This window comes from Neorhizobium sp. P12A, assembly GCF_008365395.1.
In the GTDB taxonomy this organism is placed as follows: Bacteria; Pseudomonadota; Alphaproteobacteria; order Rhizobiales; family Rhizobiaceae; genus Rhizobium.
In genome coordinates this window covers 103,371-116,409 of sequence record NZ_QOVX01000008.1, presented here as the reverse complement: position 1 = coordinate 116,409, position 13,039 = coordinate 103,371, and the positions used below count along the sequence as shown (strand labels likewise).

Annotated in this window: 10 protein-coding genes; 7 read left to right on the top strand and 3 right to left on the bottom strand. The window is 58.6% G+C overall.

The features are described from left to right. The first annotated feature begins 163 nt into the window (after window positions 1–163). On the top strand, window positions 164–994 hold the full coding sequence (locus DTW90_RS21850) for an MBL fold metallo-hydrolase (RefSeq protein WP_132525706.1): 831 nt from the start codon (window positions 164–166) through the stop codon (window positions 992–994). Here the strand turns inward: DTW90_RS21850 and DTW90_RS21845 are convergent. Further along, the gene (locus DTW90_RS21845) at window positions 991–1,737 is read right to left on the bottom strand and encodes a polysaccharide deacetylase family protein (RefSeq protein ID WP_149340890.1); all 747 of its coding nucleotides are present in this window, start codon (window positions 1,735–1,737) and stop codon (window positions 991–993) included. The genes DTW90_RS21850 and DTW90_RS21845 overlap by 4 nt on opposite strands. Further along, window positions 1,727–2,830 carry a glycosyltransferase family 4 protein gene (locus DTW90_RS21840; RefSeq protein ID WP_149340888.1) on the bottom strand — a complete coding sequence of 368 codons (1,104 nt, stop codon included), beginning with the start codon at window positions 2,828–2,830 and terminating at the stop codon, window positions 1,727–1,729. The genes DTW90_RS21845 and DTW90_RS21840 overlap by 11 nt, the downstream gene beginning before the upstream one ends. A 227-nt stretch (window positions 2,831–3,057) precedes the next feature. On the opposite strand from DTW90_RS21840, the gene DTW90_RS21835 reads away from it, so the two are divergent. After that, window positions 3,058–4,779, top strand: coding sequence for an adenylate/guanylate cyclase domain-containing protein (locus DTW90_RS21835; RefSeq protein ID WP_149340886.1), 1,722 nt, complete (start codon window positions 3,058–3,060; stop codon window positions 4,777–4,779). Window positions 4,780–4,805: 26 nt separating this feature from the next. Further along, window positions 4,806–5,693 (top strand): FkbM family methyltransferase, encoded by an 888-nt coding sequence (locus DTW90_RS21830; protein ID WP_149340884.1) that lies wholly within the window; start codon window positions 4,806–4,808, stop codon window positions 5,691–5,693. Here the strand turns inward: DTW90_RS21830 and DTW90_RS21825 are convergent. Continuing rightward, a complete protein-coding gene (locus DTW90_RS21825) occupies window positions 5,683–6,168 on the bottom strand; it encodes a class I SAM-dependent methyltransferase (RefSeq protein WP_149340882.1) in 486 nt (161 codons plus the stop codon). The genes DTW90_RS21830 and DTW90_RS21825 overlap by 11 nt on opposite strands. Before the next feature lie 193 nt (window positions 6,169–6,361). Here DTW90_RS21825 and DTW90_RS21820 point away from each other — a divergent pair, with 193 nt between their 5' ends. The 4 genes from DTW90_RS21820 to DTW90_RS21805 all read left to right on the top strand — a co-directional run bounded on the left by DTW90_RS21820 (window position 6,362) and on the right by DTW90_RS21805 (window position 13,039). Further along, on the top strand, window positions 6,362–7,579 hold the full coding sequence (locus tag DTW90_RS21820; RefSeq protein WP_149340880.1) for a DUF3095 domain-containing protein: 1,218 nt from the start codon (window positions 6,362–6,364) through the stop codon (window positions 7,577–7,579). Window positions 7,580–7,750: 171 nt separating this feature from the next. Further along, a complete protein-coding gene (locus DTW90_RS21815; protein WP_132525692.1) occupies window positions 7,751–9,088 on the top strand; it encodes an adenylate/guanylate cyclase domain-containing protein in 1,338 nt (445 codons plus the stop codon). 157 nt (window positions 9,089–9,245) lie between these two features. Continuing rightward, window positions 9,246–11,135 (top strand): ABC transporter ATP-binding protein, encoded by a 1,890-nt coding sequence (locus tag DTW90_RS21810; protein WP_149340878.1) that lies wholly within the window; start codon window positions 9,246–9,248, stop codon window positions 11,133–11,135. Beyond that, on the top strand, window positions 11,129–13,039 hold the full coding sequence (locus DTW90_RS21805; RefSeq protein ID WP_149340876.1) for an ABC transporter substrate-binding protein: 1,911 nt from the start codon (window positions 11,129–11,131) through the stop codon (window positions 13,037–13,039). Before DTW90_RS21810 ends, DTW90_RS21805 begins: the two co-directional genes overlap by 7 nt.

Sequence of the window (13,039 nt, the reverse complement as noted above, 5' to 3'; positions counted from 1 at the left end):
AGCGTTTGTGGAATCCTAACCTGCCCATGCCACAATTGCTTCCAAACAGGGATTTTGCGAACGCGCTTTGCGCCTGACACTAAATATTGCGCAAAATGCACTCTTCGCACGACGACGAAAGTGTGATTGAGTTGGCGGGGATTGGACTGGTAACAACGTGCGCATGAAACACGACAATTTCGAACTCAAATTCTGGGGAGTACGGGGCAGCATTCCCGTGTCAGGCCCGGAGTTTGATCGCTATGGTGGCAATACGTCCTGTATTGAGCTGCGGCACGGCGGCAGAAGAATTCTATTCGATGCTGGAACGGGTGTTCGGGAAGCCGCTGCCGCGCTCCGGACCGACGGCATCGGCGAGATCGACCTTTTCTTCACCCATACGCATTACGATCACATGATCGGCCTTCCCTTCTTCGATCCGATTTATTCCTCTGACGTGACCGTCAATCTCTGGTCCGGTCACCTTGCCGGCAAGAGCACGACGCATGAGCTCGTTGATCAGTTCATGCGTCCGCCATGGTTCCCGGTCGATCCGGAAATATGCCGTGCCACGCTGGGCTTTCACGACTTCAAGGCCGGCGACGTCCTGAAGCCGCATCCCGGCATCGTTATGCGGACCGTGACTCTCAATCACCCCGGCGGATGCATTGGCTACCGCATCGAATGGGCAGGCAGGATTGTTGCCTTGGTCTACGACACCGAGCATATGGCCGGCAAAGCCGATGATGCCGCGCTTTTCCTGATGAAGGATGCGGACGTAGCCATCTACGACGCGACCTATACCGATGCGGAAATGCCGAAGCGTCTCGGCTTCGGTCATTCGACCTGGCAGGAAGGCATAAAGCTCGCCAAACTCGCCGGAACAAAACGCCTTGCCATGTTCCATCATGCGCCCGAACGAACAGACGATCAGCTGGACGAGATTCAGGCTGCGGCGCAAGCGGAATTCCCCGGCGCTTTCGTCGCCTTCGACGAGCAAACTCTGCAGCTTTAGTCGAGAAACTCCTCAAGGGGCCGCCAGCTGCCGGCACGACTGACCGACATCACGTCGAACAAGGTCTCGATGAAGTCCCAAGCGGCTGCATCGTGGACGAGGTGATGGGTCAGAATGCCAATCGGCTCTTCGTTGCCCTGGAAGCGGTTATCGAGCTGCCTCACGATATCCCGGACGATGTCGGCGTGCGGTCGGCAGCCGCCGGTGCCATGCCAGTCCATTATATCCACATGGGTGTTGACCTGCGCGATCGCCCCCGGTTTGGCAATGCCGAATACGGACAGCGCCTGATAGCCGAGGCCAGGCAGTTCGGGCAGCAGATTGGAAGCGATCCGGTTCCAGGGCGGCACGAAGACTGGAACGAAACCCACGGTATGAAGCGACCGCAGCTTGTTGTAGCCACGGCGAAGCTCGTCAAGCATCTGGTCCGTGGGGCGGTGAGAGCCAAGTTCCTGCTTCTTTTCTGAAGCGGACGCGTGGTTCTTGTGCGTCCAGCCATGCACGGCAACGGAAATCCTGGACTGATCCGCCAACCGGACGGCCAGCGCCTCGCCGGTCGGAGCAGGTATAACGGCAAGCGCCATCGGTACCGAAAACCGGTCGGACAACGCTAGCAGCTGATCAAGCGCTTCCGTCGGCTCCACCGCGTCATCGTCGCGAAACCAGAAGCGGACCGCCCTGCCCGCATCTTCCCACCGCTTCAATTCGTCTCGCAATGGCTGCCAGATTGTTTCATCGGTCATGATGTGTTCCCAGATAATGTCGCAAGATGGCGTCGAGACGTTGCGACACGACGGATAGAGATCGCTCATCGTGCACGAATCGGAACGCGGCCTCCCCCATTTCGCGTCGTTGTGCCCTGTCATCGAGCAGAAGCGCTATGGCTTGCGACAGTGCCTTCACATCCCCCTCCGGTGTAAGCAGCCCCGTTACCCCGTCGACGACGACCTCCGGAACCCCGGCGGTCGACTGAGCCACGACCGGCAAACCCGCTGCCTGCGCCTCGAGATAAGCAAGCCCATAGGCTTCGCCGCAACCCGGCCACACGTAGATGCCACCCTTTTGCAGCTCGATCCTGATTTCATCGGCCGAGCGCTCGCCCAGCCAGAGGATGCGGCCAGGGTCAAACGAAGAAAACAAGGCCTGCACCTCTGCCAACGCCCGTCCGCCGCCGATAACAGTCAGCGTCCAGTCGCGATCGCGGATCATCTCAAGGGCTTTGGCGAGCATGACGTAACTGTCGTACTTGTCGCCCGGGCGCATCATCGCCACCGTGACCAGTCTTCGATCATCTCCCTGACTATTCGCCTGGCGAAAAGGCTCGACATCGATGAAGGGAAGAAGTCGCTCGTAGCGGCCGTCGGGAATATTGGCAACGAGACCTGCCCGATCGCGTTCGGTGAAACACAGATTGACCGCTGCCTGGCGCACGCCTTCCGTCACAAGACGCTGGTTTGCCGCCCAGCCGCTCGCGTCATGCCGTTTCGCGTAGGAGGCTTCGGCGGTGATATAGGGAATACCGAACATCGAGGCGATGACAGGCCCCAGCAGGTCCGGCGTCTTGTAGTAGGTGTGATAGCTGAACCAGAGATCGGGAGGCGCCCCGGTCTGCCTCCATCGATCGAGCAGGCCATCTACTTCCTGCCGTGCCGCTTCCACCACCTCGTTGCCGGGATCATCGACCGGTACCGCCATGAAACCCCGGAGCTCCGAAGCGACCTCCACATCATGCCCGGCCATCTGCAAGGCAGCGATCAGCAGTCGCGCCATCAGCCGGTCTCCAGAGGGGACGGGATGATTGGGCGATTTCAAGGGAGCGTAGAAAGCGATCTTCATCGAGCCGACTGCGTGATAGGGGCCATCAGGCAGGCTCGGGTCGCAAACGTGACAATAGCACTCAATTTTGGCATATTCATCGCAATTATCACTTCGGCGTAGCCGTGCATTCTCGACAGAATCTCTCATAGAAGTTAGATGAAAAATGATGTGTCGTCTGCAAAGGGTGCCCGGCGGTCATTATTCAGTTTCCTCTGCCTTGTGAACAGGCCACCAGAACGAATTTGATGACCACAAAGACAGACCCTTTCCTCTCCGATCAATTCATCCGAAAGGCGCGCCTCGGATCCGGCTTGATCATATTCCTTTTCGTGACCATGCATCTCAGCAACCATTCGCTGGGGCTGATTTCGCTCAAGGCTGCGGAGGCAGGACGCGGCGTATTTCTGGCCATCTGGCGCAACCCGATCGGAACTGTCGTTTTCTACGGCGCAGTCATCGTGCACGTGCTTCTGGTCCTGCGTACGCTCTATGTGCGGCGCACGCTGCGGATGCCGCTCGGAGAAGCATTTCAGATCGTCACCGGTCTGCTGATCCCTCTCCTGCTGATCGATCACGTCCTCGGGACGCGCGTTGTACACGACATCTACGGCTACGTGGACAATTATCACTCGATTGTCCGTACGCTCTGGATCAGCTCGCCGGTCGATGGCATTCGCCAGACGCTTGCCTTGCTCGCCGTCTGGATTCACGGCTGTATCGGCGTCCATTTCTGGCTGCGATACCGGCCATGGTACACGCGTATCACACCCGTGGTGCTGACGGTCGCCATCCTGCTGCCGGTGCTTGCGCTGCTCGGCTTCGCCAATATGGGCCGGACGCTTATCTATATCTCCACCGAGGAGGATGAGCGCGGCTACGTCGGCGGCTATTACAGCGATGTGCGTAGCTTCGGAGAAAGCCAGTCGGTCCCTGGAAATCAAATACGTAGCGACATCCAGCCCTATCGCGTGACGCTTTATGGCTCGTTCTCCCTTGCACTCATCGCCCTCTTTGGATTGCGCGTGACCCGCCGATGGTCGGAACGGGCGCATCAGATATCGATCCGCTATCCCGGCGGCGAAAACATCCGGGTGCCTCGCGGTTTCACGGTGCTGGAGGCAAGCCGTCTCGGCGGAATACCGCATTATTCCGTCTGCGGCGGAAAGGGACAATGTTCGACATGCCGGGTCCAGGTCGTCGACGGTGCAGACTCGTTGCCGTCGCCGGAGCCGCTTGAGCAGAAAACGCTCAATCGCATTCGCGCCACTCCCGACATCCGGCTCGCCTGCCAGCTTCGCCCGACGCACGACGTTGCCGTGGTGCCCTTGCTCGTCCCGATGTCGGAGTCCGCTATTCCGACCTATAGTCAGACCACAAGTCCCGGCCGGGAGCGGGAAATTGTCGTCTTTTTCTGCGATCTGCGCCATTTCACTTCACTGACCGAGGAACGGCTGCCTTTCGACATCGTTTTCCTCCTGAACCGGTACTTCGCCATCGTCGGCAAGGCGATAGAGGATGCAGGTGGCCGGGTCGACAAATTCATCGGTGACGGTGCCATGGCACTTTTCGGCCTTGGCCATCCGCCTGACGAAGCCTGCCGTCAGGCTTTGAAGGCTGCGGCCACGATCATCAGGGAAGTCGATCGCCTGAGCGAAGAGCTGGCTGAAGAGCTTTCGGTACCGCTAAGAATAGCCGTCGGCATCCATAGCGGCCTCGCTGTCGTCGGTTCCATGGGCTACGGCAATGTGAAGAACCTGACGGCAATCGGAGATACGGTGAACGTGGCGAGCCGTCTGGAAAGCGCGGCCAAGGAATTCGAGACCGAACTCGTCCTTTCAGAGCCCGTAGCCGCCCTTTCGGGCGCCGATCTGTCAGGGATCGAAAGCAGGGAAATCGCCGTGCGTGGTCGTGCGGTACCGCTCCGCGTCTTCATCGTTCCCAAGGAAGAGAGCGCCCGCTTTGCATGACGCCGCGCCGCGGCTATAGATATGAAATGGCCATGATATTCAGCCGCGCGACCGCAACTCGAAAATTCCTGAAACGCCGCCTGCGCAAGATGCGGGAGCAACTCGCCCAACGATTTTTCGATACCCGCTACGGCCGTAATCTTCTCATTGGCGGCATCGGCTCGCGCGTACTGACGATGACGGTGGATTGCGGCGATCACGTCATGAGCTTTTCGCCGTCGGATTATATCGGTCGCAAGATATTCCGGAAGGGCCATTTCGAGCGTGACAACGTGGACAGGCTGCTCGCCGTACTGAGAGAACAGGGCCTGATGCGAAAGGGCACCACCCTGCTCGAGCTCGGCGGCAATATCGGAACACAGACGATCTATTTCGCGCTCAGCCAAGCCTACCGCCGCATCATCACGGTCGAAGCCGATCCGCGCAACTTTCGCCTGCTCACCTTCAACATCCGACAGAACGGCCTTGAAGATCGGGTCACCGCCATCAACTGCGCCGCCGGCGACCGATGTGGCGAGCTGGACTTTTTTCTCCATCACAACAATCACGGCAAGAGCAGCGCTCTGCAGCAGACTGCGGCTGATGAGAAGATCCTGGTGCCTGTTCGAACAGTGCCGGATATCCTTGAGAGGGCGCAAACGCCGATCGATGAAATCGGCCTTATCTGGATCGATATCGAGGGATACGAGCCGGTCGCCTGCCGTTCGATGCAGGCTTTGATGGCGCAAAAGACGCCTCTCTATATGGAGTTTACGCCATCCTTCTATGGAAGCAGCGGGAGCCAGGCCTTCGCACGGTCCCTCGCGGATTATTATGAAGAATGCATCGTCTTTGTCGAAGACAAAAGCACGCCAATGAAGGTGGTTGATTTGCCCACCAAAGGCGAACAGTTCGACGTGCTGTTTATGCGCTGAGGCGGCGATAAAGGAAATACCGGCCCGTCTTGACGCTTGGCGGCAACGGCATGGGCTGCAACTGCGCATGATCGAGCGGCAGACCACTCAGCGCGATGCCGCCGGGCGCCAGCACGCCGGCTATCAGCTGCGGCAGCCATGTCAGCGTAATCGCATCCTTGTCGTCATAGCCGGTTCCGATATCGGCATGGGCAAGAGCAGCGTCGATGCCAATGAAACGCTGGCCCGTTTCCCTGATATTGCCCAGGACCATGTCTTCCCCCTCGGGGACCGACGAATTGTGGGCATGGACATCCCAATCGAAGGCGACGATACGGCGATCGGGGAGACGTTCGCGAAGGTGGTCGAATGTCCTGCCGTTTCCCAGTCCGAATTCCAGTATGGGGCCGTCGATATGGCTAACTTCTTCGAGAATGAGGTTGAGAATGTCGCGTTGCGCGGTCAGACGGCGAATGAAGCTATCCAGACGGCTCATGATATCTGCGTTCCTGAAACTATTAATATCTAGCCGACGTATCATAATCATGGGACGCGCGTCGACCGCTTCGCCCCTATCCTTGACGATAACTGGTCTTTCGCGATGGTTAGGCTAAGGATTGGGATGGCGCAGCCTCGAAGAACGGCCTTGGTCCGTCTCTTGCGCCTGAGAAAATGCGATAGGAACTTTCATGCTCAAACCGACGAATGACGATTTCTTTGGCAGCGTGCCGGTCTTCAAGCGATTCGAAGGCGTGACTGACAGCAGCAACTATCGCCCGCTTCCGGACAACTGGTGTCTGGCATTGGCGGATATCGTCAGCTCGACAGGCGCCATTGCAGCTGGTCACTACAAATCCGTCAACATGGCAGGCGCAGGCGTGATTTCTGCCGTCATCAACGCGCTCGGCAAGGGTGACTACCCATTCGCGTTCGGCGGCGATGGGGCCTTGGTCGCAATCCCCTCCTCCGGTATCGAACCTGTCCGCGAGGCGCTGGCAGCCGTCAGGACCTGGGTCATGGAAGAGCTGCAGCTCGATCTGCGCACGGCGGTTGTTCCAATGGCCGCCATTCGCAACGAGGGACTGGACGTTCGCGTCGCCCGCTTCAGTCCCAGCGATTTTGTCTCCTATGCCATGTTTTCCGGCGGCGGCACGAGCTGGGCGGAGGCGCAGATGAAAGCCGGGAAATATGTGGTCGACCCGGCGCCTCCCGAGACTCGGCCTGATCTTACCGGCCTTTCTTGCCGCTGGAACCCGATCGACGCACGCAATGGCGAGATCGTCTCCATCATCGCCGTGCCAGGCACCGCCGGCAACGGGCCTGAGTTCCAGCGCCTGGTGACCGATATCATCGCGATCTCGATGGAGCAGGCCCGCGACGGCCACCCGGTGCCCGTCGAAGGGCCGACTCCCGCCTTGGATTTCGAAGGCGCCGATGTGGAGGCACGGGCTCAGACGGTCGGGAAAATGCGTTTTTTCCGGAGACTTTTCATCATTGCCCAGATCGGTCTTGTCTATCTTCTCGATAAGCTCGGCATCCATACCGCCACGTTCGACGTCAGCATCTACAGACGTGATCTGGCAGCCAATTCGGACTTCCGAAAATTCGATGATGGACTGAAAATGACGATCGACGTCGACGGCGATCATCTGTCAAGAATCGAGAAGCGGCTCGAAGAAGCCGAGCGACAGGGTATCTGCCGATTTGGACTGCACCGTCAGGCGTCGGCTCTGATGACCTGTTTCGTTGCCACGCCGCTATCGCGCGATCACATGCACTTTATCGACGGCGCGGATGGCGGCTACGCAGTGGCCGCATCCCGATTGAAATCAAAGCTGAATTCAACGATGGATTCGATCACGGAAGCCATCACGCCCGCCGTGCTGCCTTCCGCCGGATCGCCGTGAAACTTTGCCGGCTTCCAATGATTTCGCTGCAGTCGGCTTGTCCTCCCATTGTCTCGCTCCCGTCGTCAGCTTACTTAAGGAAGGCATCGGGCTAAGGAATTTGCCTTACTGCCCTATCTACATCGGTCGCGGGGGATACCGGCCAGTTCATCAAAGGGATGAAGCCCAGGAATGAAGACCATCCACTCAAGCGTTTCCGACATCTTTCTTGATAAAGTTGCCGAATGGCTCACGCAGTCTGCGCTGAAAGGCGAAAATCTCGAGAATATCGTCCGTGGGTTCTGCGACCGCATGGCTGCCTCCGGCCTGCCGATTGCTCGCGTCCATTTGACTTTTTCAATGCTGCATCCGCTCTACGACGCGCTCGGGTTTACCTGGCGTCGCGCCAGTGGCCTCACGATCGAGGGCTATCGTCATTCGCAGGACAAGCCCGAGCGTTTCCTGCAGAGCCCCTATTACTATCTGCTGACGAACAATCTGGATTATCTCCGCCGCCGCATCGATGTCGACGGCCCGCTGGAATTTCCGATTTTTGAAGATCTGCGCAAGGAAAAGATCACGGACTATATCTCTTTCGTGCAGGCCTTCGGAGACGGTTCGGCTCAGGGTATGATGGGCTCCTGGTCGACGGACAGCCTTAATGGTTTTTCCGAGGAGATGATTGCAGCACTGCTGCGCCTGCAGAACCATCTGGCGATGGCCGCCAAGATGGCGGTGCTCGGAAAGCTCGCCAACAATATGCTGACCACCTATCTCGGTGGCGACGCCGGTAAGCGGGTGTTGAACGGACAGATTCGCCGCGGCGACGGCGAGACCATTCGCGCGGCCCTCGTCATGGGCGACATGCGCCAGTCGACGATGTATGCGGAGAAGGAAGGCCGGCAGGCCTATATCGATACGCTCAACGAATTCTTCGACGCGATCGCCGCCCCGTTTAACCGCAATGGGGGAGAAATCCTGAGCTTTCTCGGAGATGGCTTCCTCGCGGTCTACCCATGCGGACGCCACAAGGACCCATCCAAGGTTGCTTGCGAAGCCGCTCTATCGGCGGTCTTCCAGGCGCAGGCGCGTGTTGCACGGCTCAATCAGGAGCGGCAGGCAGGAGGCCTGGGCATTGTTCGCTACGGTATCGGCCTCCATGTCGGCAATGTCATGTTCGGCAATGTTGGGCTGAAGGACCGGCTCACCTTTTCCGCCTTCGGCGCAGCCGTCAACGAGGTGCAGCGTCTGCAGAACCTGACGAAAAAATACTCCCGCGAAGTCGTCGCCAGCCAGGCGTTCGCAGGCTACACCGGCAGCGAGTGGGTCACCCTCGGCGAGGAAAAGTTGCGTGGCGTGCGCCAGAAACTGACGGTGCTTCATCCCGCTCCCTTGGTCGAATTGCAATCGCTGGAGCCCGATGCGGATGCCGTTCATGACGGACTGTCGGAGGCAGAACGCGTGATACTGCTTCATCGCGACGCAAAGAAGCGCGAAGAGCGGCCGCTGCTAGAGAAACTTATGCAATAATACTGATACGGCGCTACTGTATCTCTCTACGATAATCGCTTGGAAGTAACGGGATTTTTGCCAGTGACACCCTATGTCGGGTAACTGGACACCGGTTATGGCCTAAGTTAGTGTGCCTCGACGGATCACGAGGTCTTATCACTGGGAAATTCTTTGCATGGCGTCAGGGACGGACTTGCTGCGTATCGAAAACCTTGACGTGTCGTTCTCGGCTTTCGGGGACAAGATACGTGTGGTCAAGGGCGCAAATCTGAGAATTCTCCCCGGCAAGGTCACTGCGCTGGTCGGCGAGTCAGGTTCCGGAAAATCGATCATAAGCCAGGCCATCATGGGCATTCTGCCCACGCCCGCTCAGGCTGCCGGCCGAATCCTGTTCACTGATCCCCTGAACGGCACGCCGACCGATCTCCTCCAATATTCGCGCGACAGTATCGAGATGCGAGCGCTGCGCGGCGGGCGAATGGCAACCATATTCCAGGAGCCGATGACATCGCTTTCGCCCCTGCACACCGTCGGCAATCAGATCGGCGAAGCGCTGCGCATCCATAGCCACGCCGACAAGGCCGAACAGCGCCAGAAGACGGAAGAGATGCTGGGACTGGTCGGCTTTACAAATCCCAGCCGCACCTATGAGATGTACCCGTTCGAACTGTCGGGCGGCATGCGGCAGCGCGCTATGATCGCCATGGCGCTCATCTGCAATCCCGCCCTTCTGATCGCCGACGAACCGACGACTGCGCTCGACGTCACAATACAGGCGCAGATCCTCGGGCTTCTGCGTGACCTGCAGCACAAGTTCAACATGGCCATGCTGCTGATCACGCACGATCTTGGGGTGGTTGCAAACATGGCTGACGAAGTCGTGGTGATCTATCACGGCGAGATCATGGAGGCCGGGCCGGTCGAGACGATCTTCCGCAACCCGCAGCATCCCTATCTCAAAGGTTTGATGTCGGCAGTCCCACACTTCGACATGAAACCGGGGGAGCGTCTGAAGGCCCTTCGCGAGGTCCCGGTCAACATCGATACGCTGCTCGGCAAAAAGAAGCCGGTAGCAAACGCACCGGATGTTCTTTTGTCCGTGCGCAACCTGCGCAAGACCTATGTCAGCAAGAGCGGCGGCATCTTCGCAAAGAAAGAGACCGCGTTTCTACGCGCAGTTGACGATGTCAGCTTCGACATTCGTCGCGGAGAATGCCTGGGGCTCGTAGGCGAAAGCGGTTGCGGTAAGACCACAGTCAGCAAGATCCTGATGCGCGCGTTTCGTCCGGACAGTGGTTCTGTGACATTCAATGATGGCCACGGCGAAATCGACGTGATTTCCGTCAGCGGCGATGAACTGATGGATCTTCGGACAAAGATCCAGATGGTATTTCAGGATCCCGTTTCGTCGCTATCTCCCCGTATGACCGTTCGCAACATCCTGAGCGAACCCCTCGAAATCCACGCTCGGGGTGACAGCGACGAGCGCAAGGAGAAGGTCAAGGCGCTGATGCGGGCGATTGGCCTCGATGAACGCTACCTTAGCCGATACCCTCACAGTTTTTCCGGAGGTCAGCGCCAGCGCATAGGCATAGCGCGGGCGCTTGCGCTCGGCCCCAAGCTTCTCATTCTGGATGAGCCGGTTTCCGCGCTTGACGTATCCGTGCAGGCCCAGATCCTGAACCTGCTGAAAGACCTGCAAAAGGAACTGGGCCTCACCTACCTGTTCATTTCGCACAATCTCGCCGTCGTCGATTATATGGCCGATCGGATTGCGGTCATGTATCGCGGCCGCATCGTCGAGATCGCTCCGCGCGAAATCATCCTGCGCGACCCTGTTCATCCCTATACACGGTCCCTGCTGGCTGCCGTGCCTTTCCCGGATCTCGACCGGCCGTTGGATTTTGAGACGCTGCAGGCGCTCGGACCATCTTCCAAGCGCAATTGGGGTTCGCATTTTACCGAGACCGGCGAAGAAAACGACCTTTCCTACGCCGACCTCGGCTCGGGCCACTTTGTCCGCGCCCGCCGCGATGTTGCTGTCGAGGAGCTCCGCACGTGGTAACGCGCCGCTCTTTCCTAGGACTTGTCGCATCGACAGTGCTGGCGCCAGCAGCAGCGCGGGCGACGGATCGCGACATCGAGCCCGAATTTCTCCGCCCATGGCTGCGAGCAGCACAATTGCCGCCCCTGGCTGAGCGTCTCCCTGATCGGCCGCGGATCGTCTACGTCAAGAGGATGGGTCGGGAGCCCGGCCAATATGGCGGCACGGTTCGCACGATCATAGGCGGCCAAAGCGATCTTCGCTTCATGACCATCTATGGCTATGCGAGGCTGGTCGGCTACGATGAGCGGCTGCAACTCCAAGCAGACATTCTCGAGGGGTTCGAATCGCAGAGCGATGCCGTCTTTACGTTCAGGATACGTCCCGGACATAAATGGTCAGACGGTACACCCTTTACCGCCGACGATTTCCATTACTGGTGGAATGACGTCATTCTGAACAAGCAACTGACCCCCGGAGGCGGAGCGCTAGAATTGCGGCCTCACGGCACTCTGCCTCGCTTCGAGGTTCTCGATCCGCTGACGGTTCGCTATTCCTGGGATCAGCCAAATCCAAATTTCCTGGCCGCGCTTGCGGCTCCGCAGCCTCTGGTCCTTGCCGGGCCCGGCCATTATCTGAAACAATTCCACAAGAAATATCAGGACGATATCAGGCTGTCCGCCCTTATGAAGGAATACCGCGCGAAGAAGTGGCAGGACCTGCACATCAAGATGGGACGGAGCTACAGGCCCGAAAATCCGGATCTGCCGGTTCTCGATCCCTGGCGCAACACGACGGCTCCTCCGGCCGAACAGTTCGTTTTCGAGCGCAATCCCTTCTTCCATCGTGTGGATGAGAACGGCCTGCAGTTGCCCTATCTCGATCGCTTCATATTAAATGTCAGCTCCTCCTCGATCATCGCCGCCAAGGCAGGCGCCGGCGAGAGCGACTTGCAGGCGACGGGTATCGACTTTGACGATTACACGTTCCTCAAGGATGCCGAAAAGCGCCATCCAGTGAAGGTCGATCTCTGGAAGGCGATCCGCGGATCGCGCGTGGCGCTCATGCCGAATCTCAATTGCGCCGATACGGTCTGGCGTGATGTCTTCAGGGATGTGCGTGTCCGTCGCGCCTTGTCGCTGGCGATCAATCGGCACGAAATCAACATGGCGGTTTTCTACGGTCTTGGTGTTGAAAGCGCCGATACGATCCTGCCGGATAGTCCGCTCTTCAAGCCGGAATATGCAAGCGCCTGGATCGACTATGATCCCAAACAGGCGAATTCGCTTCTGGACGAAGCCGGTCTCGACAAGCGGAACGAGGATGGGATCCGGATTCTACCGGATGGACGCCCCGCCGAGATCACAGTGGAGACGGCGGGTGAGAGCACGCTCGACACCGACGTCCTCGAGTTGATCACCGATCACTGGCGGCAGGTGGGCATCGCGCTCTTCAGCCGCTCGTCGCAGCGCGACATTTTCCGTAGCCGAGCAATGGGCGGGCGTACCATGATGTCAGTGTGGTACGGCCTCGATAACGGCGTGCCTACTGCCGATATGAACCCCGGACAGTTGGCCCCGACCATGGACGACCAGCTGCAATGGCCGCTTTGGGGAATGTACTTTCTCTCCGGCGGCAGCCAGGGTGTAGCGCCGGATGTGCCGGAGGCGGCCGAGCTTGTCGCGCTTCTCGGTCGCTGGGGCAAAGCCGCTTCCTTCGGCGAGCGGACAGAGATATGGCACCAGATGCTGTCGATCTACACGCAGCAGGTCTTTTCCATCGGATTGATCAATAGTACTCTGCAACCGATCATGCGCTCTGCCAAGCTCCGCAACATTCCGGATAAGGCTCTCTACGGCTTCGATCCTACCTGTTACCTTGGCGTTTACATGCCCGACACCTTCTGGATGGGAAGGGACGCATAG

What these genes read in the sequence shown, in the direction of transcription:
- DTW90_RS21850 (WP_132525706.1), top strand. Translation starts at nt 164, where the DNA reads ATGAAACACGACAATTTCGAACTCAAATTCTGGGGAGTACGGGGCAGC.
- DTW90_RS21845 (WP_149340890.1), bottom strand. Translation starts at nt 1,737, where the DNA reads ATGACCGATGAAACAATCTGGCAGCCATTGCGAGACGAATTGAAGCGG.
- DTW90_RS21840 (WP_149340888.1), bottom strand. Translation starts at nt 2,830, where the DNA reads ATGAAGATCGCTTTCTACGCTCCCTTGAAATCGCCCAATCATCCCGTC.
- DTW90_RS21835 (WP_149340886.1), top strand. Translation starts at nt 3,058, where the DNA reads ATGACCACAAAGACAGACCCTTTCCTCTCCGATCAATTCATCCGAAAG.
- DTW90_RS21830 (WP_149340884.1), top strand. Translation starts at nt 4,806, where the DNA reads ATGGCCATGATATTCAGCCGCGCGACCGCAACTCGAAAATTCCTGAAA.
- DTW90_RS21825 (WP_149340882.1), bottom strand. Translation starts at nt 6,168, where the DNA reads ATGAGCCGTCTGGATAGCTTCATTCGCCGTCTGACCGCGCAACGCGAC.
- DTW90_RS21820 (WP_149340880.1), top strand. Translation starts at nt 6,362, where the DNA reads ATGCTCAAACCGACGAATGACGATTTCTTTGGCAGCGTGCCGGTCTTC.
- DTW90_RS21815 (WP_132525692.1), top strand. Translation starts at nt 7,751, where the DNA reads ATGAAGACCATCCACTCAAGCGTTTCCGACATCTTTCTTGATAAAGTT.
- DTW90_RS21810 (WP_149340878.1), top strand. Translation starts at nt 9,246, where the DNA reads ATGGCGTCAGGGACGGACTTGCTGCGTATCGAAAACCTTGACGTGTCG.